Origin of the sequence: Phocaeicola vulgatus ATCC 8482, from assembly GCF_000012825.1 — a bacterium.
GTDB lineage: Bacteria > Bacteroidota > Bacteroidia > Bacteroidales > Bacteroidaceae > Phocaeicola > Phocaeicola vulgatus.
In genome coordinates this window covers 4,965,327-4,990,704 of record NC_009614.1, presented here as the reverse complement: position 1 = coordinate 4,990,704, position 25,378 = coordinate 4,965,327, and the positions used below count along the sequence as shown (strand labels likewise).

The 25,378-nt window shown below is 40.3% G+C and carries 24 protein-coding genes; 18 read left to right on the top strand and 6 right to left on the bottom strand.

Annotated features, from left to right (window positions below; all coding sequences use genetic code 11):
- Positions 1–27: 27 nt before the first annotated feature.
- Positions 28–1,062: an endolytic transglycosylase MltG gene (gene mltG / locus BVU_RS20330; RefSeq protein WP_012055998.1), complete on the bottom strand. Its 1,035-nt coding sequence runs from the start codon at positions 1,060–1,062 to the stop codon at positions 28–30.
- Between the two features lie 200 nt (positions 1,063–1,262).
- Between mltG and BVU_RS20320 the strand changes: the two genes are divergently transcribed.
- Positions 1,263–2,786, top strand: a complete 1,524-nt coding sequence (locus tag BVU_RS20320; protein ID WP_005847120.1) for an alpha-N-arabinofuranosidase — start codon at positions 1,263–1,265, stop codon at positions 2,784–2,786.
- 89 nt (positions 2,787–2,875) lie between these two features.
- Here BVU_RS20320 and BVU_RS20315 read toward each other — a convergent pair whose 3' ends face one another.
- Positions 2,876–3,733: a DNA/RNA non-specific endonuclease gene (locus tag BVU_RS20315; protein WP_005847122.1), complete on the bottom strand. Its 858-nt coding sequence runs from the start codon at positions 3,731–3,733 to the stop codon at positions 2,876–2,878.
- A 124-nt stretch (positions 3,734–3,857) separates the two neighbouring features.
- Here BVU_RS20315 and BVU_RS20310 point away from each other — a divergent pair, with 124 nt between their 5' ends.
- From BVU_RS20310 to BVU_RS20300, 3 genes are all read left to right on the top strand, one after another.
- Positions 3,858–5,207, top strand: coding sequence for an alpha-L-fucosidase (locus tag BVU_RS20310; protein WP_005847124.1), 1,350 nt, complete (start codon positions 3,858–3,860; stop codon positions 5,205–5,207).
- An 18-nt stretch (positions 5,208–5,225) separates the two neighbouring features.
- Positions 5,226–7,265: a sugar-binding protein gene (locus tag BVU_RS20305; protein WP_005847125.1), complete on the top strand. Its 2,040-nt coding sequence runs from the start codon at positions 5,226–5,228 to the stop codon at positions 7,263–7,265.
- Between the two features lie 423 nt (positions 7,266–7,688).
- Positions 7,689–8,519, top strand: coding sequence for a hypothetical protein (locus BVU_RS20300; RefSeq protein WP_005847128.1), 831 nt, complete (start codon positions 7,689–7,691; stop codon positions 8,517–8,519).
- Positions 8,520–8,584: 65 nt separating this feature from the next.
- On the opposite strand, the gene BVU_RS20295 is transcribed toward BVU_RS20300, so the two are convergent.
- The 4 genes from BVU_RS20295 to BVU_RS20285 are packed head-to-tail and all read right to left on the bottom strand — an operon-like array spanning position 8,585 to position 10,032.
- On the bottom strand, positions 8,585–9,004 hold the full coding sequence (locus tag BVU_RS20295) for an N-acetylmuramoyl-L-alanine amidase (RefSeq protein WP_005847130.1): 420 nt from the start codon (positions 9,002–9,004) through the stop codon (positions 8,585–8,587).
- The gene (locus BVU_RS22430) at positions 9,001–9,138 is read right to left on the bottom strand and encodes a hypothetical protein (RefSeq protein ID WP_005847132.1); all 138 of its coding nucleotides are present in this window, start codon (positions 9,136–9,138) and stop codon (positions 9,001–9,003) included. The genes BVU_RS20295 and BVU_RS22430 overlap by 4 nt, the downstream gene beginning before the upstream one ends.
- Before the next feature lie 4 nt (positions 9,139–9,142).
- Positions 9,143–9,535 carry an HU family DNA-binding protein gene (locus BVU_RS20290; protein WP_012055997.1) on the bottom strand — a complete coding sequence of 131 codons (393 nt, stop codon included), beginning with the start codon at positions 9,533–9,535 and terminating at the stop codon, positions 9,143–9,145.
- Complete coding sequence (locus BVU_RS20285; protein WP_012055996.1) at positions 9,532–10,032, bottom strand: HU family DNA-binding protein; 501 nt, start codon at positions 10,030–10,032, stop codon at positions 9,532–9,534. The genes BVU_RS20290 and BVU_RS20285 overlap by 4 nt, the downstream gene beginning before the upstream one ends.
- Positions 10,033–10,219: 187 nt before the next feature.
- Between BVU_RS20285 and BVU_RS20280 the strand changes: the two genes are divergently transcribed.
- From BVU_RS20280 to BVU_RS20215, 14 genes are all read left to right on the top strand, one after another.
- Positions 10,220–10,654 (top strand): hypothetical protein, encoded by a 435-nt coding sequence (locus tag BVU_RS20280; RefSeq protein ID WP_005847140.1) that lies wholly within the window; start codon positions 10,220–10,222, stop codon positions 10,652–10,654.
- A 236-nt stretch (positions 10,655–10,890) separates the two neighbouring features.
- Positions 10,891–12,099 (top strand): polysaccharide biosynthesis protein, encoded by a 1,209-nt coding sequence (locus BVU_RS20275; protein ID WP_005847142.1) that lies wholly within the window; start codon positions 10,891–10,893, stop codon positions 12,097–12,099.
- An 18-nt stretch (positions 12,100–12,117) separates the two neighbouring features.
- Positions 12,118–13,272: a LegC family aminotransferase gene (locus tag BVU_RS20270; protein ID WP_005847144.1), complete on the top strand. Its 1,155-nt coding sequence runs from the start codon at positions 12,118–12,120 to the stop codon at positions 13,270–13,272.
- Positions 13,269–14,402 carry a UDP-N-acetylglucosamine 2-epimerase gene (gene neuC, locus BVU_RS20265; RefSeq protein ID WP_005847146.1) on the top strand — a complete coding sequence of 378 codons (1,134 nt, stop codon included), beginning with the start codon at positions 13,269–13,271 and terminating at the stop codon, positions 14,400–14,402. Before BVU_RS20270 ends, neuC begins: the two co-directional genes overlap by 4 nt.
- Complete coding sequence (locus tag BVU_RS20260; RefSeq protein WP_005847148.1) at positions 14,389–15,564, top strand: alanine racemase; 1,176 nt, start codon at positions 14,389–14,391, stop codon at positions 15,562–15,564. The genes neuC and BVU_RS20260 overlap by 14 nt, the downstream gene beginning before the upstream one ends.
- Before the next feature lie 17 nt (positions 15,565–15,581).
- Complete coding sequence (locus BVU_RS20255; protein WP_005847150.1) at positions 15,582–16,574, top strand: ATP-grasp domain-containing protein; 993 nt, start codon at positions 15,582–15,584, stop codon at positions 16,572–16,574.
- The gene (gene neuB / locus BVU_RS20250) at positions 16,567–17,571 is read left to right on the top strand and encodes an N-acetylneuraminate synthase (RefSeq protein ID WP_005847152.1); all 1,005 of its coding nucleotides are present in this window, start codon (positions 16,567–16,569) and stop codon (positions 17,569–17,571) included. Before BVU_RS20255 ends, neuB begins: the two co-directional genes overlap by 8 nt.
- Positions 17,572–17,586: 15 nt before the next feature.
- Positions 17,587–18,282, top strand: coding sequence for a cytidylyltransferase domain-containing protein (locus BVU_RS20245; RefSeq protein ID WP_005847154.1), 696 nt, complete (start codon positions 17,587–17,589; stop codon positions 18,280–18,282).
- 5 nt (positions 18,283–18,287) lie between these two features.
- Complete coding sequence (locus BVU_RS20240; RefSeq protein WP_005847156.1) at positions 18,288–19,328, top strand: nucleotidyltransferase family protein; 1,041 nt, start codon at positions 18,288–18,290, stop codon at positions 19,326–19,328.
- 19 nt (positions 19,329–19,347) lie between these two features.
- Positions 19,348–20,100, top strand: coding sequence for a 3-deoxy-manno-octulosonate cytidylyltransferase (locus BVU_RS20235; RefSeq protein ID WP_012055995.1), 753 nt, complete (start codon positions 19,348–19,350; stop codon positions 20,098–20,100).
- A complete protein-coding gene (locus BVU_RS20230; protein WP_005847160.1) occupies positions 20,097–21,674 on the top strand; it encodes an aldolase catalytic domain-containing protein in 1,578 nt (525 codons plus the stop codon). Before BVU_RS20235 ends, BVU_RS20230 begins: the two co-directional genes overlap by 4 nt.
- The gene (locus BVU_RS20225) at positions 21,667–22,359 is read left to right on the top strand and encodes an inositol monophosphatase family protein (protein ID WP_012055994.1); all 693 of its coding nucleotides are present in this window, start codon (positions 21,667–21,669) and stop codon (positions 22,357–22,359) included. The genes BVU_RS20230 and BVU_RS20225 overlap by 8 nt, the downstream gene beginning before the upstream one ends.
- Positions 22,360–22,576: 217 nt before the next feature.
- Positions 22,577–23,734, top strand: coding sequence for a hypothetical protein (locus tag BVU_RS20220; RefSeq protein WP_012055993.1), 1,158 nt, complete (start codon positions 22,577–22,579; stop codon positions 23,732–23,734).
- Positions 23,735–25,378, top strand: coding sequence for a hypothetical protein (locus BVU_RS20215; protein ID WP_005847166.1), 1,644 nt, complete (start codon positions 23,735–23,737; stop codon positions 25,376–25,378).

Sequence of the window (25,378 nt, the reverse complement as noted above, 5' to 3'; positions counted from 1 at the left end):
GGAGGGCGGACCTATAGTCCGCTCCTTTTATTTTATTTTTCGCCGGTTTAACGCTTGTTGATAGCGTCTTGCATTAGCTTGATGCTGGGCTGCTGTGACAGCGAAATTATGAGTGCCTGAGAAATCTTCTTTTGCACACATATAAATATAATGATGCTGTGTATAGTTCAGTACGCTTTCCAATCCTTGGATGGATGGGATTCGGATAGGTCCCGGAGGTAAACCTGCATGTTTGTAGGTATTATAAGGAGAATCCACTTCCAGATGTTTGAAAAGAATGCGTTTCAGTCCGAATTCCTGTAAACCAAATTTTACCGTCGGGTCTGCTTGCAACAACATCCCTTTATTCAATCTGTTAATATAAAGTCCTGCGACCATGGGCTTTTCGGGACCATTGGCCGTTTCTTCTTCCACGATAGAGGCCAGGGTAGACACTTCTTCAGGAGTAAGTCCGATATGTTGAGCCTTTTTCAGCCTGTCATTATTCCAAAAGGCAGCATGTTCTTTTTGCATTCGTTTCATGAAAGCGTCAGCACTCATATTCCAATAAACCTCGTAAGTGTTAGGAATAAAAAGGGAGGGTAGTGTCTCTTGGGTATATCCCATTTGTGCACAGTAAGCACTGTCGGAAATTAATTTGGCAATATCCAGAGAATCAATCATGAGCTGGCGCGAAACGGCCCGCACTAATCTGTCCACGGTGCGTACACTGGGTACAGTCAGATTAATGGGAGTCTGGTATCCCATGGAAAGACGTCGGAAGAGGTAGCGCATATTGTCCGATGGATTGAGAGCGTAACGTCCTGTCCGTATATTGTCGCCATACTTCTCTTTTTCTGCCAGATATTGAAAACCGAACATACTTTTAGGATGTCCGTTCCGGATTATTTTATGGTATACAGAATCCAGGTTATCATCTCTGTCTATATAAATATAGGTGGTTTTTGTAAGTTGGAATTGTTTGGCAAAGAAATAGTAATATATACTTCCTGCACCGCCTGCTCCTGTCAGGATAATGATAAGGATAACAATCCATACAATAGTACGCTTCTTTTTATTCATTTTAGTCTATCGGGCTTTTTTGTATGCAAATATAGGCAAATATCCGTTTCTTTTCTACTTTTGACGATTTTGTACCCCTAAAAATACAATTTTGTCCACTATCCGGTTGATGTAAAATGTGTAAATTTGACCAAACGAAAAACGAGAACGCAAATATAGTATAATTAATTATTTTATTTTTAATCATGAAAAATGCACTTATGGGCTTGGCATTGTTCGCTGCAATGCCGGTATTTGCCCAACAGAAAGCGACTATCAATGTACATCCCGAGCAAGGGAAAGAAATCATCAGTAAACATATTTACGGGCAATTTGCAGAGCATTTGGGAACCTGTATCTATGGAGGCTTGTGGGTAGGTGAGGATTCTAAAATTCCCAATACCCAAGGCTATCGTAATGATGTGCTTCAGGCATTGAAAGACTTGAAAGTGCCGGTGCTTCGTTGGCCGGGCGGATGTTTTGCCGATGAATATCATTGGATGGATGGTATCGGTCCGAAAGAGAACCGCCCCCGAATGGTCAATAACAATTGGGGAGGTACAGTGGAAGATAATAGTTTCGGAACACATGAATTTCTGAACTTGTGTGAGCTGATAGGTTGTGAGCCTTATATCAGCGGTAATGTAGGAAGTGGGAGTGTGGAAGAAATGGCGAAATGGGTGGAATACATGACTTCCGAACAAGGTAGCCCGATGGCGAAACTGCGTAAGGAGAACGGTCGTGAAAAACCATGGAAAGTGAAATTCTTTGGGGTAGGTAATGAAAGTTGGGGATGCGGAGGCAGTATGCGTCCTGAATATTATGCAGACTTGTACCGCCGTTATTCCACTTATTGTCGTGACTATGATGGCAATCACTTGTTCAAGATTGCAAGTGGTGCCAGTGATTATGACTATAACTGGACAGAAGTACTGATGAAGAATGTAGGTCACCGTATGGCCGGTGTGTCTTTACATTATTATACAGTGATGGGATGGAGTGGAAGCAAAGGATCGGCTACACAGTTCACTGATGATGATTATTATTGGACTATGGGCAAATGTCTGGAAATAGAACCGGTGCTGAAGAAGCATATGGCAATTATGGATAAATATGATCCGAAGAAGCAAATCGGTTTGATGGTGGACGAGTGGGGAACCTGGTGGGATGAAGAGCCGGGAACTGTCCGTGGACATCTGTATCAGCAGAACACGTTGCGCGATGCTTTCGTGGCCTCTTTGACACTGGATGTTTTCCATAAATATACGGATCGCATCAAGATGACAAACATTGCCCAGATTGCCAATGTGCTTCAGTCTATGATTTTGACAAAGGACGACAAGATGGTTCTGACACCGACTTACCATGTCTTTGAAATGTATAAAGTGCATCAGGATGCTACTTATCTTCCTTTGGAACTGAACTGTGAACGCAAGATTGTACGCGACGACCGTATTGTCCCGATGGTAAGTGCTACAGCTTCACGGGATGCAAACGGTTTGATTCATATTTCCTTGTCTAATGTGGATTTGCAGGAATCGCAGGAAATAGAGTTGAACTTGGGTGAGGTAAAGGCCAAGAGTGTTACCGGCCGTATTCTGACTGCTAACAATATAGGTGATTACAATAGTTTCGAGAAACCGAATGTGGTTGCCCCGAAAGAATTTACCGGAGCAAAGGTCAATAAAGGAAGCTTGAAAGTGACTCTTCCTGCCAAGTCTATCGTAGTGCTGGAAGTGAAATAAAACCCGTACGTTCGTGTGCCCCCACACATACGTATGTGTGGGGGTATACATACGTATGTATCGTTTCATGCCTGCGTATGTGTGATAGACTACGGTAATTCTTGTACCAACTCCGCTTCGATTCTGTTTTCTATTTCATCCGGCAGGGCAGGGAAGAAATCGATATCCGTTCTTTTCTCTACGCTGTCTACTGTTACCATATATTTCTTCAGTGGCTTATGTCCGGCGCTGTTGGGGAAAATAAATCCTATGGCTTGCGGATTTTTCTTATCATTTATCAATATGACTTTATAGAAAGCATGGGGGACTGCCACTTTATTGTTGCCAATTCTTTTGGGGCGTTTAGTATCATATATAGGTCCGCAGGCAATATACACGGCTCCATATTTTTTTGCCCATTGGCGTGACTTTTCCTCCAGGTCATTCCAGTCGCCGCGGTTCAGATTCGGATTTTGCGGACAAATGTTGCTCATATAAAAAGATTCTTCCATGGCTTGTTTGTTCCATTTCATATCGGCGGCAGGGGCCATGTGTCCCCGGTCGTATCCTGATTTTGTATAATCTCCCGTATATGCTTTGGCTCCACGTACGTCCGGGTCGGGCAAGAATTTATTTGTTCGCCCTTCTTTTCCTTTTGTTTCTTTTTTAGTAAGTTCCCACGCCACCCATTGTGGAGTTTTGTAATCGGCATTATAAGACAGGGTATATCCTTTACGTTTCAGAATCTGGCCGCCTGTACTTGATTGTATCATCGGAATTTCCAATGCACCGCCATGTTGGGGCGAGGTCAGTATTTCTGGCTTTTCTTCATTGCTTTCGATAGTGGGGATATTTTCAAGCAGTTTCCCGTCAAACAATTGATGTTTATATGCCAAAAGTCCCAGTAATACTAAAATAATGATGACTCTCAGGGGACTATTGGATTGTTTCTTTTTCTTTGCGCTCATATTTGTTCTGTTTTAGGGGTGCAAAGATAGAATAAAATATAAAAATACATTATCTTTGTCCATTATATAGCTGTAAATTTTAATAATACTGACATGCTATCCTAACTAATCAAACCTATTATATATGAAAAAGAACCGATTATCGTTAGCGTTCCTGAGTCTGCTGATTGCAGCTTCTCCTTTACGGGCACAAGATACGCTACAGAATGAAACAGTCGAGCAGAAAGACAAGAGAATGGAATGGTTTTCACAAGCCAAGTTGGGTATCTTTATCCATTGGGGAATTTATTCCGTCAGAGGAGTGTCCGAAAGCTGGTCCTTCTTTAACAACTACCTGCCCTATGATGAATACATGGAGCAGGAAAAAGGTTTCACAGCCTCCAAGTATGATCCGAAGGCTTGGGTGGATCTGATAAAAGAAAGTGGAGCCAAATATACAGTGATAACTACCAAACATCATGACGGAGTTGCGTTATGGGATACCAAAGTAGGAGATATCAGCGTCGTGAAAAGCACTCCGGCAAAACGTGATCTCATAGCTCCCTTTGTAAAGGAAGTAAGAAAACAAGGATTGAAACTTGGCTTCTATTATTCTTTATTGGACTGGTCTCATCCTGATTACCCAAACAAAACCCGTACGGAAGTACGTTATAAAAATGATCCTGAACGTTGGGCCAGATTCAACAAGTTCAATTTCGGACAATTGGCGGAGCTGAACAAAACCTGGAAGCCGGATCTGTATTGGTTCGACGGGGATTGGGAGCAAAGTGCGGAAGCATGGAATTCCAAAGGTATTGTAGATCTGCTCCGTTCGGATAATAAGAATGTGATTATCAATTCGCGCATACAGGGATATGGCGACTATGCTACTCCCGAACAGGGAGTGCCGGTGGTGCGTCCCGAGGATAAATATTGGGAGCTTTGTATGACCATGAATGATTCATGGGGATATCAGCATACAGACAGCAACTATAAATCACCCTATATCTTGCTTCGTACATTTGTAGACTGCCTGAGCATGGGCGGTAATCTTTTATTGGATATCGGTCCGAAAGAGGACGGTTCCATTCCTGAAGAACAGATCGCTGTGTTGAAGGAGTTCGGCCGATGGACCAAGAAGCATAAAGAAGCTATTTATGAAACTCGCGCAGGGATTCCTACCGAGCATTTCCAGGGATATACCACACTGAATAAGGCGGGGGATATTCTGTATTTATACCTCCCTTACAAACCTAACGGTCCGGTGGAAGTAAAAGGGCTGATGAACAAAGTGAACCGTATATGGGTGGTTGGTAACGGAGCTATGTTGAATTACAAGGTCTACAATAAAAATTATTGGAACTCAGTACCGGGCAATCTTTATATTGATGTACCCCAACAGGTACAGGATGAGCAGATTACCGTGCTGGCCGTGTTGCTGGATGGACCGATCAAACTCTATCGTGGAGTGGGACAAGTGCAAGATAATAACTAATCTGAATCAGAAAAATAGATGAAGAAACTTATTTATACCCTGTTGCTTCTGCTGGTTACTTTTCCGGCAATGGCACAAAGCCTTTTTGAACAATATGAACGTTTTCTGGCCGAACCGCGTACCTATGTATGTTATCGTCCGGATGGAAAGTTGAAAATAGATGGTAAACTGAATGAAAGTTCCTGGAAGAAGGCGGCGTCTACCGCTCCGTTTGTAGATATAAGCGGCGAAGGATTCCCGACTCCCAAATATGAAACTACCGCCAAGATGCTGTGGGATGATGAATATTTATATGTAGGAGCTGTTCTTCAAGAAGAGGATATCAAGGCACGTCTTACCCTGCGTGATACCATCATCTATTATGACAATGACTTTGAAGTGTTTATCGATCCGGATAGCGACGGACACAATTATTTTGAAATAGAAACCAATGCGCGTGGCGTGATTTTCGACCTGATGCTGGACAAACCTTATCGTTCGGGTGGAAATTTCATGGTGCAATGGGACTGCCCCGGATTGAAGACCGCCATCCATTGTGAAGGTACACTGAATAAATCAAAAGATAAAGATAAGTATTGGAGTGTGGAAATGGCCATTCCTCATCAGGCGCTGACCATGAACTTTAACAATCCGTTGAAGGCCGGCAACACCTGGCGCATCAACTTCTCGCGTGTACAGTGGCTGAAGGAGAAAGGACCCGAGGAAAATTGGGTATGGACTCCTACCGGAAGAATCGATATGCACATGCCCGACCGTTGGGGATATCTTTATTTCGTAGACAAGCAAGTGGGAATCTCGCAGGATGAGTTGGTTTATCCGTACAATCAGGCTATCTATAAACTGCTATGGGCTATGTTCTACGCACAGCAGGATAATTATAGTAAACAACATAACTACTTGCGTGCCACAGAACAATTCTTTTTGACTGATAAAGAGTTGAAAGATCTTCCGGCTGATGCCCGGATTGCGGTGGAAGCGACTCAGAACACCTATCAGATAGCTATAACCAATCCTGCTGAAGGAGTCCGTTATGTGATAAATAATGAAGGACGTTTCCGGACAGAAAAGATACCTGCCCGTGAAGTTAAAAACTGGTTGTGGATGCGTCTGAATAACCGTTCGGATGCCGAATGGAAAAAATGGTTTGCGTTGTTGAAAGAATGTGGTATTTCGGGTGTCATGTTCGAGGGATACAATGAAAATATTTATCGTCTTTGCAAAGAAGCCGGACTGGAGGCACATTATTGGAAATGGACGATGAACCGCAGGGAACTGCTGGACAAGCATCCCGACTGGTATGCCGTGAACCGTAAAGGCGAGTCTTGTCACGACAAACCGGCCTACGTGGATTATTATCGCTTCTTGTGCCCTAATCACCAAGGTGTGGCAGAGTATCTGGCAGAAGACTATGTAAAGGAAGCCCATAAGCCTTATGTGGATGGTGTTCATCTGGATTATGTCCGTATGCCGGATGTAATCTTGCCTGTCAGCCTATGGAAAAACTATGGTATAGAGCAGAAAGAAGAGTTGCCGGAATATGACTATTGTTATTGTGATGTCTGCCGTGAATTGTTTAAAGCTAAAACAGGACAGGATCCGTTGGAGTTAAAGTATCCGATGGAAAACCAGAGTTGGATCAATTTCCGTCTGGATGCCATCACTCGTGTGGTGGATGCCATTACCAAAGCGGTGAAAGCCGATCATAAAGCTATTTCTGCCGCAGTGTTCCCGGGGCCGTCCATGGCTCGCAAGATGGTGCGCCAAGATTGGGGAGAATGGACGTTGGATGCTTATTATCCGATGATTTATAATAAATTCTATTATGAAGGTCCTGAATGGATCGGGCGTTCGGTAAAGGAAAGCGTTGAAACGGTGAATGGGCGTGCCAAGATATATGCCGGACTGATGTTTGGTGATATTAAGGACAATTTTGAAGAGGCGCTGGATGAAGCGTACAATAACGGGGCATCCGGTGTATCCTTCTTTGATGGTCCGGATGAAGAATATTTGCATAAATTCAAAGCTTATCTGGATAAGAGAGGATTTGTGGTGAAGTAACTCCGTACTGTTAGATCCTTATATTAGAGAAATAAATCTCTTTTTAGCGGTCACTTTCGATTTTTATCGTAAGTGGCCGCTTTTGCGTTTTATCATTTGTTCTTTTAATGAGTGCGGAAAAGGAATTTATGTGTTCCTTTTTGGTCTTTCTTGGATCTATCTTGAAAATGAATCTGTTAGAATAAAAAAAATGGAGTTCTCTTAGTAAGAGAACCCCATTCCGCTGCAAATGTAGCTATAATAATCCAAATACGGAAATCTTTTATTCAGGAATCAGTCTCTGATAAGGATTCTTATAATATTTGTTTGCAAATTATCCATCTCTGATTATGTGTAAATATCTTATTGTCAGCAGTATATGTCTTTTTGGGGTTCTCTTACTAAGAGAACCCCAAAAAGACATACATAAAAAGTAATGTTTTGATGGTAACAGAAAATAGTATGGAGCTTGAAAATCAAGCGTTCCTTTCAAATCAAGACATAACGGGCGAAGCGCCTAAGTTACTGCTCTGCAGTTCAATCGCTTCCGGCTCAGACCTGGGGTCAAATGAAGGAATCACGCCAATGGCGGGAATAGGAAAAGAATACCCTGAACTCGGCTGGTATTATCTGTATCTTTCCAACAAAGAACTGAAACGCTATATCAGTGTTTTCAGTGGCAGGAAAGCTGTTCGGCTTCGTACACCATCAGGTACCGTAGAAGAGAGATTTTTTTGCTTCAAGGTGTTTTCTTACACTGCCACCGATCATAGGAAACGTTTCGAGCAATGTGCTTATACCAAAGAGGAATATACCGCTCGCCGTGACTCTGCCCGGGTGGTGAAAGAGGCTTTTGCTACCGGCTCCACTCAGAAACTGAATGCGTTGACGAACGAGAAAGGGATTGAAGGCAACGGTTGGCTGTTTGTATGTGCCCCCTTGGGGCAGTTGGAATGTATTCTGTCTGCCATGCTTCCCCGCCAGTATCTGGTGACGGACTATAACACACACCGTGCGGCGGTAATTCCTCAACGTCAGATGGAGGAATTTATTTATCTGTATGAATCCATGCCTTACAATATCGAGCTGATGAACCGGCCTTTGGAGGACTATCTTCAGAAAAAGCAACGAATCCGTATTACCGGTGGTGTCTTTCGGGGGAAAGAGGGATGTATCATGCGTTTGCACCGCAATACAAGGCTGGTATTCGCTTTTGGCAATATGACGGTGGCAGTGAGCTATCTTCATGCGTTTCCGTTTGAAAAAATTGATTAGTTTAATTAAAGCCATCCATACATCCCTTGCAGGACGATGGATGGCAGATAAGACTACAGACGCAACTAAGGTTGCAAGTCTATATATTCAGCTGTGACATGGAAACATGGACAGGCTTTTTGCGGATTCAAGTCATGATGGCCTACAATCAGTGCCTTGGGATAACGTTGATGCAGTTGTTCAATCAGTTTTCTCAGCGTAGCCTTTTGTGCTTCCGTTCGGGTGTCTTTCGGCGTTGTTCCGCCATCATCCAGTCCGCCTATGTAGCATATACCTATACTGTGGCTGTTGTGGTGCTTGCAATGTGCTCCAACCAACTCTTCCGGGCGTCCGGCTTCTATCGTTCCGTCTGTAGGAATCACATAGTGGTAACCACAGCACTTCCAGCCCAATGAACGATGGTAGCGGTCAATGTCCTCCGCTCGCAAGGCACTGCCCGCCTTGTTGGCAGAGCAGTGCACGATAATCAACGAAACCGTTCTCATAAGCCGCTTCCAAGTGCTCCTCCGGCAGCGCCTGTAATGAGCAGCTCAATGATGCGGACGATGTACAGCAGTACATTTTTCCAGTTCTTTTTCATACGCTTTGTCTTTAAATAGATGAATAATATAAGTTCCATGACGTTAAAAGATTCGTGGAGTCATTTTATATTCCATATCTGCAAATGTCTCCTTGAGTTTGCGACACGGGGCAAACACGATGTGCGCGCCCTTGATGTTTTTCTTGGAGAACAAAGCCTCCGAAGCGGCTCCTTCGCATTTCAGGGAGACACTGAATGTTCCGAGGCCGTCCAGGGTGACTCGGTCGCCTTGGGCAAGATGCTCGGACAGGCGGTTGAAGACTTCCTCCAGCACCGCTTCCATCATGCCGTGTGGGAAAAAGCGGAGATGTTCCGTCACTTCCTTTACGAGTTTCTTATGCGAAACCGTTTCGTTGGGCACACACTTTGCGTATGCTTTCTTGGGCATCGTCCTGTCGGACGCATTTCTCATCGAGAAAACGTGGTATTTTATCATAATGACGGATTGTTTTCATTTGTGGAAGCCGGGGTCTTTCCTTTGGCGGCATCCAAGTCGACTGTGCCTTTACCGGCCTTTTCGGCCTTCAGGGTGGCGGCTTGGGCTATGCGGCTTGCTACGGGATTGAAAGCGGCGCGGGAACGAAGATTTTGGAAGTCTTCTCCCGGCGTGAACACAATGTTGACGGCGGTGATGTTGCTTTCTGTAAATTTCTTCAGGTCTTCCGCACCTTCCGAGCCTATAGAAATCCAGAAATTACCTAATTCTGCCAGTTGTACTTTTTTGCCTTCCAGAAGCATTTCTACAAGGCACTCGCACATATCGGCTATTACACCTTTTACCGTTCCGCGAGTGAATACGCCATTGTGGTCGGCAATGTGTTTGACAAACTGGCTGAATGGCATGATTTCAGAAACTTGAGCTTTTGCATACGCTTTTTGGGCGGCATCGACATCCATCGGGTTGCCCATCATAAATACACTGTAATCAATCATAATAAAATAAAGTTTAAAAGTTTTGTGTTTCCGGGATGTTCGTTCATCCTTCCGACACGACAAAATTAATGCGGGGAAATACCGTAAAAAAATCTATTTATTATCGTTTACTAACTGTTGACTGCCGTTCACTAGCTATTGACTGACCGTTAACTACCCGTTGACGAATCATTCAAACAATAAGCTTATGGATAGTGAGACACACTTCAGCATCGTCTTCAATATTTATGGAGGCAGCAACCAGATTCTTCCCAATGCTACTTCCGCCACACAGAATTATTATGGTGATGAGGCGGAACTAGAGAAGGATGATGTAAGCAAGGACAAGGAACCTGCTTTATCTCCCGAGGCTACGCGCCTTTTCTCTTATATAAATAAGGTGGAGGATTTACGTATCTATCTGGTACAGATAGCAGAATGTACCAATGCGGTGGAACTGGCCAGGGTTATAGTTAAGATGGGCGAACGGGAACCGAAGATTACTTCGGAAGAGATGGTGAAGGAGCGTTTTATCTCGTTGTTCTTTCCTCTCACACCTTTGTTCGTATCGGTCAAGACTGTCAGTAATATCCGTGCGCGTATCAATAACGCTTGGGCAAGACGACCGAGAAAGCGGTTATGACCGGAGGTGAAAAACTGGTGAAAAGTGTGGAAAAAAGTAAGATATGTTCGTGGGCAAAGTAAGTTCACTTACTTTGCTGTTTAAGTCTACTTACTTTGCTTGGGAATATATCTTACTTTTTCGTTAAATAAGCATTAAAAGATAATCCAATTTTTGACCCAATTTATAGGGAAACTGCTTTAATGCGGTTTTCTTTATAGGATGTGTCAAAATGAGATGCTAATCCTAATAAATCCATGTTTAATTTACAGCAATTCATTGCAGACCATGTGATTTGTCGTCCGACAAGTATGTTTGCAGCAGATATTGAAGCTAATAAAGAAACGCTTCAAGCAGAAATAAGGAATAAAAGTGTATGCGTCATAGGAGGTGCCGGTTCCATCGGTTCTTCTTTCATTAAAGCAGTCTTGCCGTTCAAGCCCTCCAAACTGATTGTAATAGACCTGAACGAGAACGGATTGGCAGAACTGACACGTGACCTGCGTTCCACATACGGCATGTATGTACCTGCGGAATATCGGGCATATACCTTGAACTTTGCCGATCCTATCTTTGAAAGGATCTTCCGTGAGGAGAAAGGCTTTGACATTGTGGCGAATTTTTCAGCTCACAAGCATGTCCGTAGTGAGAAGGACAAATATTCGGTACAGGCACTCATTGAAAACAATGATATCAAGGCAAAAAGATTCCTTGACCTGTTGGCCGTTTACCCGCCTAGGCACTTCTTCTGTGTCTCCACTGACAAGGCCGCCAATCCGGTGAATATCATGGGAGCCAGCAAACGTATTATGGAAGATATGATTATGGCGTATTCTTCCAAGTTCAAGGTGACCACCGCCCGTTTTGCCAATGTAGCTTTTTCCAACGGTTCTTTGCCGGATGGCTGGATACAGCGTGTCATGAAAAAGCAGCCGTTGGCTGCACCCAATGATGTGAAACGCTACTTTGTTTCTCCGGAGGAAAGCGGCCAGATATGTATGCTTGCCTGCATACTAGGTAAGAATGGTGAAATATTCTTCCCAAAGTTGGGTGAAAGACAGATGCTCACTTTCTCTTCCATTTGTGATGAGTATATAAAAGCGGTTGGCTGCGAGAAAAAAGAGTTTGCAACGGATGAGGAAGCGAAGAAATTTGCTTCGGATATGACTTTTGATAATAAGGATTACCCAGTGGTGTATTTTAAAAGTGATACAACAGGTGAGAAGGCATACGAGGAGTTCTATGTTTCTGGTGAGAAAATTAATATGGATCGTTTTTGCAGCCTGGGGGTGATTGAGGAAGTGGTGAAACGGCCGATGACTGAGATAGATGCATTCTTTACTGAAATGGAGAATATATTTGCCGAACCGGATTTTACCAAAGAAGAGGTGGTTATGGCGATAAAGCGTTTCATCCCCAACTTTGAACATGAGGAAAAGGGGAAGAATCTGGATCAGAAAATGTAATTAAAACGATATACAGCTATGAATAACAACGCTGAAATCTGTGAATTCATTCACCATCTTTTTGGAACACAAGATTTTGTTCCTCTGAGTGCTCCCAAGTTTATCGGAAACGAGAAAAAATACCTCAACGAATGTATTGATACGACTTTCGTGTCAAGTGTCGGTGCTTTTGTTGACCGCTTTGAGCACGATATGGCTGTGTACACCGGTGCCAAGCGTACCGTAGTCTGTGTGAGTGGTACCAATGCCCTTCACATGGCCATGCTGCTAGTGGGTGTAGAACGCGATGATGAGGTGCTCACCCAAGCTCTGACCTTCATCGCTACTTGCAATGCTGTCACTTATATCGGAGCATATCCTGTTTTTATTGATGTGGACAAAGAAACGATGGGACTTTCGCCCCGAGCTGTCAAGGCATGGCTGGAGAGGAATGCTGAACTGAAAGAAGGAGTTTGCTATAACAAGCGTACCGGTCGTCGTGTAAAAGCTTGTATTCCCATGCACACTTTCGGCCATCCCGTAAAAATAGATGAACTGGCGGATATCTGCCGTGAGTGGCATATCGAATTGGTTGAAGACGCAGCCGAAAGTATCGGCAGTTTTTATAAAGGTCGCCATACCGGTACATTCGGAAAGGTGGGTGCTATTAGCTTTAATGGAAACAAAACCATCACTACAGGTGGTGGAGGCATGTTGCTTTTCCAGGATGAAGAACTGGGCGCATACGCCAAGCACCTTACTACCCAGGCTAAGATACCTCATCGTTGGGAGTTTCGTCATGACCATATTGGTTATAATTACCGGATGCCGAATATCAATGCCGCTCTAGGTTGTGCCCAGTTGGAGAATCTAGACCGCTATGTGGCAGATAAGCGTGAAACAGCAGCCTGCTATGCTGAGTTTTTCAAGGGTAAGGAAGATATTACTTTTTTTACTGAACCTGCTGATTGCAAATCGAATTATTGGCTCAATGCGGTGGTACTAAAGGATAAGGCGGCTCAACTTGATTTTTTGGAGTACACAAATGATCATGGTGTGATGACCCGTCCCGTTTGGGAACTGATGAATCGACTGCCCATGTTCGAGCATTGCGAAACGGACGGGCTGGAGAATACCGAGTGGCTGGCTGACCGGGTGGTGAATATTCCTAGTAGTGTAAGATTAGATAAATGAAAAAAATCGCAGTTGTCACTGGTGCACGTTCAGAGTATGGACTGCTACGTTGGGTGATAGATGAGATACATCATGCTACTGAGTTACAGTTGCAGCTTATCGTTACAGGCGGACACCTGTCTCCCGAACAGGGGTTGACTTATCGTTGTATTGAGGAGGACGGATATGATATTGATGCTAAAGTCGATATGTTGTTGTCCTCGGATTGTGCTTCTGGTATAGCGAAATCTATGGGGATGTGCAGTATTGGGATGAGCGATGCTTTTCTGCATCTTCAGCCTGATATGATTGTTGTCTTAGGTGATAGATATGAGTTGCTTCCCATAGTTGGTACTGCTTTGGTGATGCGTATTCCGATAGCTCATATTTCAGGAGGTGACATCACTGAAGGAGCTATTGACAATGAAGTGCGCAATGCTGTTACAATGATGTCTACACTCCACTTTCCGGGTACTCAAACTTCTGCAGCCCGTATTGGTAGGATGATTGGAACTATGAAGAATGTTTTTGTTGTAGGTGAGACCAATTTAGATAATTTTTTACGTTTGTCGCTTTTGTCAAGGAATGAATTAGCAGAGTCTTTAAATATTGATTTAGGTAAAAAATGGATATTGATGACTTACCATCCGGTAACTAAAGAAAGCCGTGAGAAGAATCTTTTCGATGTAAATAGTTTACTCCATGTGCTCCAGTCGTTAGGTGATGACTATGAAATACTAGTTTCTAAGTCTAATACAGATTTATATGGTTCGGATATTAATCAACTTTTAAATGATTATGTATGCAATAAGCCTTGTTTTCATTTGTTTACCTCGTTAGGACAGAAGTGTTATGTCAGCCTTCTTCCTCAGTTATATTGTATGATAGGTAATTCGTCCAGTGGAGTATATGAAACGGGTTATTGGAAGTTGCCTACGATTAATATAGGACATCGTCAAGAAGGCAGATATATGACATCTAACATTATTTGTTGCGATAATTGTTCTGAGTCTATTATTCAGTCTTTAAAGAAAATTGAAACAGACGAATTTCAGCAAATGTTAAAGTATATTGATAATCCTTATGGTGATGGCAATGCTTCCAAACGTATTGTAGAACAGATAAAAATGTATTTTAATGCAGTTAAGTAATCTAAAAACACCTTGTTTTATTTTGGATTCGGATAAGTTGGTATCTAATGTTTTGGAATTTAAAAGAGCTTTGAACAGTCGCTTTTCAAACCATTGCATTGGATACTCAATTAAGACGAATTCACTTCCTTATATGTTGCACATGCTTAATGAGTTGGGATGCTATGCTGAAGTAGTATCTTATACAGAGTATGCATTAGCTTTGCAAGTTGGTTTTGAGAAGAGCCATATTGTATATAATGGTCCAGCTAAAGATAAGGAGACTTTTTTAGATGCAATAAAGAATGGTGCATATGTAAATATAGATACAAAACGTGAAATAGAATGGTTGAATGATTTGAACAAACAGCATTCTTATAAGGTCGGCATTCGTGTCAATTTGAATTTAGGGAAGATTTCGCCAGAAGATGCTAAAGAGGGTGAATCGGATAGCAGATTTGGTTTTTCGTTTGAGAATGGAGAACTGGAAGAAGCAATAAATAAGATTCAATTATGCAAAAATGTAAAACTTGGAGGTTTGCATCTGCATCGTACTTCATTGACTCGTTCTTTAAATGTTTATAGGAATATTTGCAAATATGCTATTCGGATCATTAATTCATTAGGTCTAGAACTTGATTATATTGATGTTGGTGGTGGTTATTTTGGTGACAAGCCTAATGCACCTACTTATAAAGAATATGTGGACACTATCTATTCAAGTTTGTTAGAGGAAGGGATTGATGTTTCTAAAATGAAAGTCATAGTGGAACCAGGAAATGCAATAGTTGCTTCACCTTTTAGTTTTTTATCGGAGATCATTGATACAAAAAAAATAGGTGACTCTCAAATTATAGTAACTGATGGTTCTCGTAATGATGTGGACCCTTTTTTCCTGAAAAAAGACTATTTTAAATCTTTCATCAGAAAGCAAGAGGAAAAAGTGTTCATTGATTCACAAATGGTTGTAGGATGTAGTTGTTTGGAGTATGATAAGCTTTTTACACTTCAAAATCAGCCATTACTAAATGTCGGTGATAGAATACTTTACCAAAATGTCGGTGCATACACTATGACTTTATCACCATTGTTCATTCGATTTTTTCCTAGAGTTTATTTGAAAACTTTAAATGGTTATGAGATAATTAGAGAGGAATGGACTGTCAATGATTTAAAGCAATAACAATAAACTTTATAGTTATGAATAATATTCTGTGTTGTAATGCGGGCCGTAGAGGGCGTTTAATGATAGATATGCGTAAGACTATCGGTGATAGTGGTAATGTGGTTGCTACAGATAACTGGTCGGTAGCCCCAGCAATATTTTTCGCAAACAAGCAATATGTAGTTCCTAAAATTACACATCCAAATTATATTCAAGAAGTACTTGGTATTTGTAAGAAAGAAGATATTAAAGCTATTTTTACTTTAATCGACCCTGAAATAGATCTTTTAGCATCAAATAAAAAGAAGTTTGAAGAAATTGGTGTTCTTCCTCTTTGTCCTTCTAAGCAAACTGCTGATTTGTGCTTTGATAAGTACAGCATGTACCTGTATTTAAAAAATCATGGTGTTAATACACCGCTTACTTTCCATGAATTAGATGATTTCAAAGCTGCATACTTCAAAGGTGAAATTCAATTTCCTGTTTTCATCAAACCACGTACAGGTAGTGGTAGTGTTGGAGCGCATAAGGTCAATACCATGCAGGATTTGGAAAACTATTATGCTGAGAATGCTTTCGATTATATCATTCAGGAGTTTATGCAAGGTGATTGCGATGCAGATGCTTATATTGATTATTATTCAAAGGAAGTGGTTTCTATTTTTTCAAAAAAGAAAATTGAAACTCGTATCGGTGGGGCCAGTAAAACTATTTCATTCAAAGACCAGCGTTTGTTTGACTTCGTGCAGTCTTTTATGCATCTTTTCGACTTTGCTGGAGCAATTGATATGGATTTCTTTTTTAGAGATGGAGAGTACTATCTGTCTGAAATAAATCCTCGTTTTGGCGGAGCCTATTTGCATGCGTATGGTGCTGGAGTTGATTTCTTTAAACTGATCATCAATAACATTAATGGTGTTACCAATGAAGTTTGCATTGGTGATTATGATGAAGGTGTGCTCATGTTGATGTATGATGATGTAGTCATAACTAAGGAAGTTGACCTTTTAAGAGATTATCATGATTAATCACGTTTATATAATAGCCGAAGCCGGAGTGAATCACAATGGTCGGTTGGATTTGGCTCTTCAGCTCTGTAATGCTGCCAAAGATGCGGGAGCTGATGCCGTGAAATTTCAGACATGGAAAACAGAGAAGATTGTTACTCGGAATGCTGAATTGGCTGTTTATCAGGAGAATAACATATCCGATAAGACCAAATCACAGTTTAAGATGTTGAAAGAACTTGAATTGAGCTATGATAATTTTGAAGTAGTGAAAAATCATTGTGATGAGATAGGTATCCAGTTCCTTTCTACTCCTGATGAAATAGATAGTCTAGACTTTCTTTGTAATTTTAATTTGCCTTTCATCAAGCTGGGATCGGGAGATGTTACCAATATTCCTTTTCTTCGTCTTGTTGGTAGCAGACATATTGATGTTGTCCTTTCTACAGGAATGTCGTATCTCGGTGATGTAGAGATAGCATATCGCACCTTGATAGAAGCAGGAGCTAAAAGTGTTTCTTTACTTCATTGTACTACTAACTATCCATGTCCCATGCATGAAGTAAATCTTCGGGCTATACAAACTCTTAAGGATGCATTTCATTGTTCCGTAGGTTATTCAGACCATACAATGGGTGTGGAAGTACCTGTTGCAGCTGTAGCAATGGGAGCTGAAATCATAGAGAAACATTTTACGCTTGATAAGGAAATGGACGGTCCTGACCACAAAGCCTCCCTCAATCCCGAGGAACTCAAACAAATGGTTGTCGCCATCCGTCATATAGAACAAGCTTTAGGTGATGGCATCAAACAGCCTAATGAGAGTGAGAAACAAATTTCAGAAGTAGTGCTCAAACGTATTGTGGCGGCTACACCAATAAAGGAAGGTGAGGTGCTCTCGGCGGATAATATGACTGTGAAACGCAGTACCGTTGGTTTGAAAGCTTCTTTATGGGATTTGGTAAACGGGCGTATAGCTACCTGCAATTATGCTATAGACGAACCTATTATCATTTAAAAATAGACAATAGTAATGAATATACTTGTAATAATTCCTGCACGTGGTGGAAGTAAAGGAATACCTCACAAGAATGTTAAGGAATTAAATGGAAAACCGTTGATATGCTATAGCATTGATGCGGCTCGTCAGCTTACCACCGATGAGAATATTTGTGTTTCTACTGATGATGATGTCATTATCAAGGTTGTAGAGGATTATGGCTTGAAAGTTCATTTTAAACGCCCTGCAGAGTTGGCTACAGATTGTGCAGGAACAAATGGAGTACTGCTCCATGCTTTGGAGTTTTATGAGAAACAAGGTCGTAAATATGATGTAGTAGTTTTGTTGCAACCCACTTCTCCTTTTCGTGAGACTAAATCATTGAAGGAGGCTGTGGCTTTGTATACTTCTGACATAGATATGGTTGTTTCGGTGAAAGAAGCGGCAACTAATCCATATTATAATAGTTTTGAGGAGGATGCTGAAGGCTTATTGGTCATCAGCAAAGGGGATGGTACTATTGAACGGCGTCAGGATGCACCTAAGGTATGGGAGTTTAACGGTTCTATTTATGTGATTAATAGCACTCGCCTTAAAGAAGTAGGTTTGTCCAAACTCAATAGAATACGTAAATATGTTATGGATGATCTTCATTCAATAGATATTGATAGTATGTTTGACTGGTATATGGCGGAAAAGGTAATCAGTAGTCATCTTATTGAAAATTAATTTATATGAATTGCTCTCATATTATTCTCCAATCTTTCTCTATTATTGATGCCATTCGCTGCATCAATGAGATTCACAATGAACCACTGGTGCTCTTTGTGGTAGATGAGAACAAAAGGATGCAAGGTACCCTTACCGATGGTGATGTGCGTCGTGCCTTGATTAAAGGTATAGATGTGGATGCTCCTATTAGTGAGGCCATGCATCGTAATTTTAACTTTTTACGTCGCGGAGTGAACGATAGAGTGGAGGATATTCACCACCAACGTGATTTAAGGATGCGTTTGGTACCCATACTTGATGAAGAAAATCATATTTGCGAAATCATCAATTTGGAACATTATGTAACTAAATTGCCAATTGATGCTGTATTAATGGCCGGTGGTAAGGGGGAACGCCTTCGTCCGTTAACGGAGAAAACTCCTAAGCCCCTAATTAAGGTAGGTGACAAGTGTATCATTGATTATAATATTGATCGTTTGCTTTCATACGGTTTGAATCATATATCTGTAACGGTTAACTATCTTGGCGACCAGATTGAGGAACATTTCCGGGAGGAACGCGATGGGGTGAAGATAGTTACTGTGCGTGAACCGAAATATCTAGGTACCATTGGCAGTATCAAGTTCGTGGAAACTTTTTACAATGATACGGTGCTGGTAATGAACTCAGATCTCTTTACGAATATTGATTTTGAGGATTTTTTCCTTCATTTCTGTCAGCATGATGCCGACATGAGTGTGGCAGCTGTGCCCTACGTAGTGAAGGTGCCATACGGTGTGTTCAATCTCGAAGGACGAGAAATCAAGGGCGTTACCGAGAAACCTACCATCAGTTATTATGCAAACGCCGGTATATACCTTATCAAACGCAAATTGCTTGACCTTATTCCTGATGATATCTTCTTTAATGCCACTGACTTCATGTATAAACTCATAGAACAGGGATACAAGGTGATTCGCTATCCTATTAGTGGATATTGGCTGGATATTGGTCAGCATGATGAATTGGCGAGAGCAAGAGAGATGGTGAAACATTTGAAATAAATTTAAAATACAACATACAATGAAAGTAATAGCAGTAATTCCTGCGCGCTATAAGTCTACGCGTTTTGAAGGTAAACCGTTAGTAAACCTTTGTGGTAAACCTATGATTTGGTGGGTTCATCATCAGCTTTGTCAAGTAAAAGGATTGAGTGAAATTTATGTGGCAACGGATGATGAACGTATTAGAAAGGTTTGTTCGGATTATGGAATTAAATATGTGATGACTTCAGATAGTCATCCCACGCATCTTGATCGCTTGGCTGAATTCGCCGAAAATATAGAGTCTGATTTTTATATTAATATTAATGGTGATGAACCTTTGATGATGCCCGAATATGTAGAACGACTTTTACCTACTTCCGACTTGAATCCTGTTGATTTTTATTTTGCTAATGCTATGACTAAAATAAAAAAGACAGTGGAGGTGGCGGACATTTCTCGTATAAAGGTGGTAACGGATAATTTAGGATATGCAATGTATATGGCTAGGACTCCTATTCCATATCCAAAGGCCAGCTCGGATTTTGACTATATGAAATTTGTTGGAATACAATGTTTCTCACGTTCTGCCTTGCTTTTCTGCAAGGATAATAAACGTGGAAAAATTGAAAGTATAGAGGATATTGACGAATATCGTTTTTTGGAAAACGGAAAAAAAATAAAGTTTGTAGAGATTCCAGCTGAAACTTTATCTGTAGATACGCAGGCTGATGTGAAAATTGTGACAGAAGTCTTAGAGCGCAGGGTTAAAAATAAGGAGATCGTATTATGAGCAAAATCCAACTATTAGATTGTACTTTGCGTGATGGAGGGTACATCAATAATTTCCGATTCGGTAAATATGCCATACGGAAAATTCTTCAACAACTGACCCATGCAGGTTTGGATATAGTGGAATGTGGATTTTTGGAGGATGGTGAATACGACGAGGATACCTCCATTTTTAATGCCGCAGAGCAGATAGCCTCCCTGTTACCTAATGAACATGGACGTACCATGTTTGTAGCGATGGTCTGTTATGGTGAATACGATCTGAGTCAGCTGAGTCCTTGTACTAGAAATTCCATAGATGGAATACGGGTCACTTTTCATTATGATGAAGTGGAGGGTGCTTTGGAATACTGTCGGGAAATAAAAGAAAAAGGCTATAAGGTTTTTGTGCAACCGGTAGGCACGTCCAGTTATACTGATATCCAGCTTCTCCATCTGATAGAGAAGGTGAATGAGTTGCAACCCTATTCCTTTTATCTGGTAGACACTTTGGGACTGATGCACAAGAATGATATAGCCAGATTTTTTTATCTGATCAATACTAATCTGGACAAGTCAATAAATATGGGTTTTCATTCCCACAATAACTTACAGCTTTCCTTTTCCAACTCTCAGGAGTTTTTTGAATATGTAGGCGACCGTGTCATTTCGTTGGATGCTTCTATCTATGGAATGGGACGAGGGGCCGGAAACCTGAATACGGAACTGATTGCCAATTATGTTAATGACCGTGAAGGGCATATGTATGCTATAGAGCCATTGTTGGAGGTTGTTGATGAATTCATCATTCATATTAGGCAGAAACATGAGTGGGGGTATACTGTTCCTTATTATTTGGCGGCTATTAATGGTTGTCATCCTAATTATGCCTCTTATCTGGCTCAGAAACAGACGCTTGCTGTGAAGGAAATTTCTGCCATATTGCATATGATTCCTGTCGAAAAGCGTTCTTTATACAATAAGGAATTGGTAAATAGGATTTATTTGGAGTATCAATCTCATGAGGTGGATGATACTTATGTCTTAAAGAACTTGAAAGAAAAAATAGGTGGAAGAAATATTATACTGATGGCTCCAGGAGGTTCAATTACAGACTGTTATGACGAAATTGTCCAGAAACAGAATTCGGAGAACTGTCTGCTTATTTCTGTGACCTTTGTTCCTGATTTTATGGATTGTGACTTTACTTTCTTGGCTAATGCCAAGCGGTATGCTACGACTTTTAATCCGATGAAAAAGGAGGTGAGTTTGATTTATACGTCCAATATTCGTGCAAATCAAGAACAATCTGGCTATTGTGTCAATTATGTTTCTTTGCTGAACGAAGTGGACATTATTCGTGATAATTCGGCTCTGATGGCTTTGAACCTTTTACAGAAACTGTCTCCTCGAAAAGTTTATCTGGCAGGTATGGACGGTTACTCTATGAAAAAGGGAAACTACTATCAGGAGCGTTTGAATCTGATTCAGGATAGGGATTATGTCTTGGAAATGAATAAAGCGATAAAGCATCGCATCAGTGAAATAGGAAAGGTTATGGATATTGAATTTTTAACTCCGTCTCTATATGAATGAACCGGATATTTGTAGAAGCATACATGAACTGATTATGCTTCATTTGCCTGAAATTCTCTCCTTACGGAATACTTCAGAGTTGAAATCCGATCATACCTTTGTTTCCAAAGGGGACAAATTGTGTGAAAAACTCATTTTTGATTTCTTGGACTCCAATCTGAAGGATTATTTGGTTATTTCAGAGGAAACAGAAACGAATTTGTCACGTTTGGAAGAAGTTGAGTATGTGATAACGGTAGACCCGATAGACGGTACGGAGAATTTTGTTTCAGGTCTGAAGGAATGGGGAGTCGGCATTTCTGTTTATAAAGGAATGAGGCATTATCAAAGTATGATTATGTTACCCGAATTGGGAATTCGTTTATGTACAGGTGATCAGTTTTCTAAAATTATTGGTTCAAGAATTTGTGGGCTGTCATCTTATATGCAACCTGAAGATTTTAAGAGGTTGGAACAGGGCTCTGAATATCGTATTATGGGGTGTTGCATGTATAATATGTATAATGTTATACGAGGCTGTTACAGACAGTTTTTACATCTGAAAGGATGTTATTCTTGGGATATTCTTCCGGGTATGAATCTGGCACTGGAACAAGGATTGGATGTGGAACTGGAAGGGGAAAAATATGGTGGGGAGTTTTTATACCCCGGTGTTAAATACCGCTTTAACATAAAGGCTGGATAAGGATTATGGGGAAGTATACTTGACTGGTGAAAATGAGTTTAAAGAATTCTCTATATTTTGAGTTTGAAGGGTAGCAACTATGGATATTTATGGGTATAATATAAAGCCAATGATTGTGAAAGAGAATTTTGATATTTAGGACAAATATGGTATTTTTTGAAACAGAAAAAGTGGTTAATACTTTAAATATTAGAGATAATTATAATAAAAAATAAGGATGTCAAATCAAAATCTGCCAAAACTGTTTTTTTTTAATATTGAACCTTGGAAAGAAGTCTATAATGATAGGTTTCTGTTAAAACAATTGCAAGAAAAGGGATTCCCAATTGAGTATGTTTGGATTGGACCGTTAGTTGGTTTATTAAGTAATGTACCTTCTAAAGGTTGTGAAACTATACCCAAATCTTGGAAAGAAATTCAGCGGATTATAAATCTAGATCGCAATAAAGATGCTATTCTCATTTCATTAATGCCTGTATTTGCTCCTTGTTTGAAGTTGTTTAGAATTTTAAGCAAAGCAAAACAAAAAAATGTTGGCTATTTCAATATTGGAAGTATGCATTTGCCTCTCCCCAAAAATAGAATGGAGCATAGACTTAAACTTTTGTTTAACCCGATTAGAGTGAGGTATTATTTCATTCATAGGTCTATTCCTCTATTGAGAAAAATTGGTTATTTAAAAGATTTTGATTATGCTGTGACTCAAGGTGTACACAGTATTAACTCTGCATCTCAACTTATTTCCGACAAGACGCAGAAAATAACAATTGTAGACTATGATATAGAGCATTTTAATAAGGTGGATAAAATGGAAAGGTATAATGATAGGAAATATATTGTGTTTATTGATGCTTATATGCCTTTCCATCCTGATTTTGAACTAACTGCCAGTGGACATATTGATCCTGAACAATATTTTAAATCAGTAAATAATTACCTGAAACGTGTGGAGGATAAGTATGGGTTACCTGTAGTTATAGCTGCACATCCTAGTGCTCAAAAATATCATGAACATAACTATTTTGACGGCAGACCCGTATTATTTGGAAAGACTGCGGAGTTGTGTAAGGGTTGTGCATGGGCTATTAATCATTTGAGTACAGCTATTACTTTTCTTATAATACAGCACAAACCAATCAAGTTTATCACGACTGATGAAGTCGTTAACAAGTATGGCATTGCAGCTGAGTTGAGTTACTCTAGTTTTTTCCAAAGTCCATTGGTAAATATTGATGCAGAAGATGCTGATATATCCGTCCCTGTGGTGTTTGATAGCGTGTACGATGAATTTATTGATAAATATCTTTATACAAAAGATGAGATTGGAAAAGCAAGTGCAGATTTATTGAGTGAAGCTTTATTAAAGATAAAATAGATGATATTAAATCTAAATGAACTAACTCTGGAACAGAGTAAATTAAAGGCAAAGCTGAAAAAAAATGTGATTGCCGACTATAATGCATTGACCGAACAGTTAATTGATTATAATCGTGATAGTTTGGAATGGCTGGTTTGTAACGTAAATTCTCGTAGTACCGTTTTTTCTTCAATGCTGGCAGAACTTGAGTCCTTGCGATTGATATCAGAGCTTATAAGTAGCGGAGAAATAATAGAAGAAATCATAGTGGATAATGATGAGTTGCGAAAAACCATTTCAAATCTGTATCCTAAGATAAATGTGCATGGTAAGACAAGTTCTTTGAAAAATAATATTCGTTTATGGAAAAATAATATTCGATATGGAATATGGTCACTCTGTTCATGGCTTAGCGGTTCGAAAGAGAGGCGTAATAAGGTGTGCCGAGGGGGAAGATTAACTATCATTGATACCTTTATTGCAAAAAAGGTTGATGCCTATTGGGATCGTTTTTATGGAAATTCTGTAGATAAATTGATTGATGCCCAAAAAGAACAAATATATTTCATGCCTTTGTATTTGCCCTTTGCCTCAAAAAAGCAATTGGATATTATTGTTGCCAATTCTAAGGAAAACTTGTTCTTTATGAGTGATTTTTTACTTTTTAAAGATTACCTCTACGCATGGCGCTATATGGGGCGTTTTGAAAAGCCAGATTTTGCAAGTTATACTTATCAGGGATTCAGTCTTCAATGGCTTTTGGGAAAGGCATACAAAGAGAGTAATCAGAGTTATTTCTACTATGCCATTTTGATGGAAAGAGCTATTATGAGAATGAAAGAATTGGATGTTGACATTTGCTTATTTGTGGATTGGTTTGAGAACCAAAGCTACGACAAATCAGTATATTACGCAATGCATCAATACTATCCAGAGGCAAAAGTTCATGGATATATGGGATTTATTGCTGATTCAACAATTTTTCCACATATTATAGCATCGAATAAAGAATTATTTTGTCATATTGCTCCAAAAGATATTTATTTATGTAGCAGTTATCTGCTAAAGTTCTATCAAAATTATAACGGGTATAAGCATATAGCTCCTGCACTGAGAAATCAAGAGATATATAGCAGTCATAGAAGCACCAAACCTCATGATAAGTTCACGCTCTTGGTGCCATTTGCACTCGATAATTATGATATGGAGTATAAATACGAATTGCTCACTGATTTTATTAAATCTTCTAATGCTAATATTAATATACTTTTGAAGCCCCATCCTGATGCAAATTCATCATGGATGGTTTCCTGTACAAACAAGGCAGGGGGAAAGCTAGAAGTAGTAAAAGGTAATGTAAACTCTTTCTTGCTGAAAGCAGACGCAATTCTTGCAGCTAACACATCTGTGATGTTTGAAGCCTTAAGTTTGGGAATCCCTGTTATTAATCTGAAAGATCCGCTTTCCATCATTCTTTTTGATAAAATAGAAGAGGTGAATGAAGTATTGTGGTATACTGCCAATAATTTGGCTGAACTTTCGGATGCTATTGTTAGGATATTGAATCTAAATATTGAGGATGCAATGACCGAGGGCTATCGGTTGAGAAACTATTTCTTTACCAAACTAGAGCCTCAGTTAATTTTCCAACTTTTCACTTGA

Bases quoted from the DNA above. Each gene is read 5' to 3' on its own strand.
- BVU_RS20255 (WP_005847150.1), top strand. From the start codon at position 15,582: ATGAATAATATTCTGTGTTGTAATGCGGGCCGTAGAGGGCGTTTAATG.
- BVU_RS20245 (WP_005847154.1), top strand. From the start codon at position 17,587: ATGAATATACTTGTAATAATTCCTGCACGTGGTGGAAGTAAAGGAATA.
- BVU_RS20260 (WP_005847148.1), top strand. From the start codon at position 14,389: ATGCAGTTAAGTAATCTAAAAACACCTTGTTTTATTTTGGATTCGGAT.
- BVU_RS20310 (WP_005847124.1), top strand. From the start codon at position 3,858: ATGAAAAAGAACCGATTATCGTTAGCGTTCCTGAGTCTGCTGATTGCA.
- mltG (WP_012055998.1), bottom strand. From the start codon at position 1,062: ATGAATAAAAAGAAGCGTACTATTGTATGGATTGTTATCCTTATCATT.
- BVU_RS20320 (WP_005847120.1), top strand. From the start codon at position 1,263: ATGGGCTTGGCATTGTTCGCTGCAATGCCGGTATTTGCCCAACAGAAA.
- BVU_RS20220 (WP_012055993.1), top strand. From the start codon at position 22,577: ATGTCAAATCAAAATCTGCCAAAACTGTTTTTTTTTAATATTGAACCT.
- BVU_RS20270 (WP_005847144.1), top strand. From the start codon at position 12,118: ATGAATAACAACGCTGAAATCTGTGAATTCATTCACCATCTTTTTGGA.
- BVU_RS20225 (WP_012055994.1), top strand. From the start codon at position 21,667: ATGAATGAACCGGATATTTGTAGAAGCATACATGAACTGATTATGCTT.
- BVU_RS20290 (WP_012055997.1), bottom strand. From the start codon at position 9,535: ATGATAAAATACCACGTTTTCTCGATGAGAAATGCGTCCGACAGGACG.
- BVU_RS20285 (WP_012055996.1), bottom strand. From the start codon at position 10,032: ATGATTGATTACAGTGTATTTATGATGGGCAACCCGATGGATGTCGAT.
- neuC (WP_005847146.1), top strand. From the start codon at position 13,269: ATGAAAAAAATCGCAGTTGTCACTGGTGCACGTTCAGAGTATGGACTG.
- BVU_RS20235 (WP_012055995.1), top strand. From the start codon at position 19,348: ATGAAAGTAATAGCAGTAATTCCTGCGCGCTATAAGTCTACGCGTTTT.
- neuB (WP_005847152.1), top strand. From the start codon at position 16,567: ATGATTAATCACGTTTATATAATAGCCGAAGCCGGAGTGAATCACAAT.
- BVU_RS20215 (WP_005847166.1), top strand. From the start codon at position 23,735: ATGATATTAAATCTAAATGAACTAACTCTGGAACAGAGTAAATTAAAG.
- BVU_RS20275 (WP_005847142.1), top strand. From the start codon at position 10,891: ATGTTTAATTTACAGCAATTCATTGCAGACCATGTGATTTGTCGTCCG.
- BVU_RS20305 (WP_005847125.1), top strand. From the start codon at position 5,226: ATGAAGAAACTTATTTATACCCTGTTGCTTCTGCTGGTTACTTTTCCG.
- BVU_RS20240 (WP_005847156.1), top strand. From the start codon at position 18,288: ATGAATTGCTCTCATATTATTCTCCAATCTTTCTCTATTATTGATGCC.
- BVU_RS20315 (WP_005847122.1), bottom strand. From the start codon at position 3,733: ATGAGCGCAAAGAAAAAGAAACAATCCAATAGTCCCCTGAGAGTCATC.
- BVU_RS20230 (WP_005847160.1), top strand. From the start codon at position 20,097: ATGAGCAAAATCCAACTATTAGATTGTACTTTGCGTGATGGAGGGTAC.
- BVU_RS20295 (WP_005847130.1), bottom strand. From the start codon at position 9,004: ATGAGAACGGTTTCGTTGATTATCGTGCACTGCTCTGCCAACAAGGCG.
- BVU_RS22430 (WP_005847132.1), bottom strand. From the start codon at position 9,138: ATGGAACTTATATTATTCATCTATTTAAAGACAAAGCGTATGAAAAAG.
- BVU_RS20280 (WP_005847140.1), top strand. From the start codon at position 10,220: ATGGATAGTGAGACACACTTCAGCATCGTCTTCAATATTTATGGAGGC.
- BVU_RS20300 (WP_005847128.1), top strand. From the start codon at position 7,689: ATGGTAACAGAAAATAGTATGGAGCTTGAAAATCAAGCGTTCCTTTCA.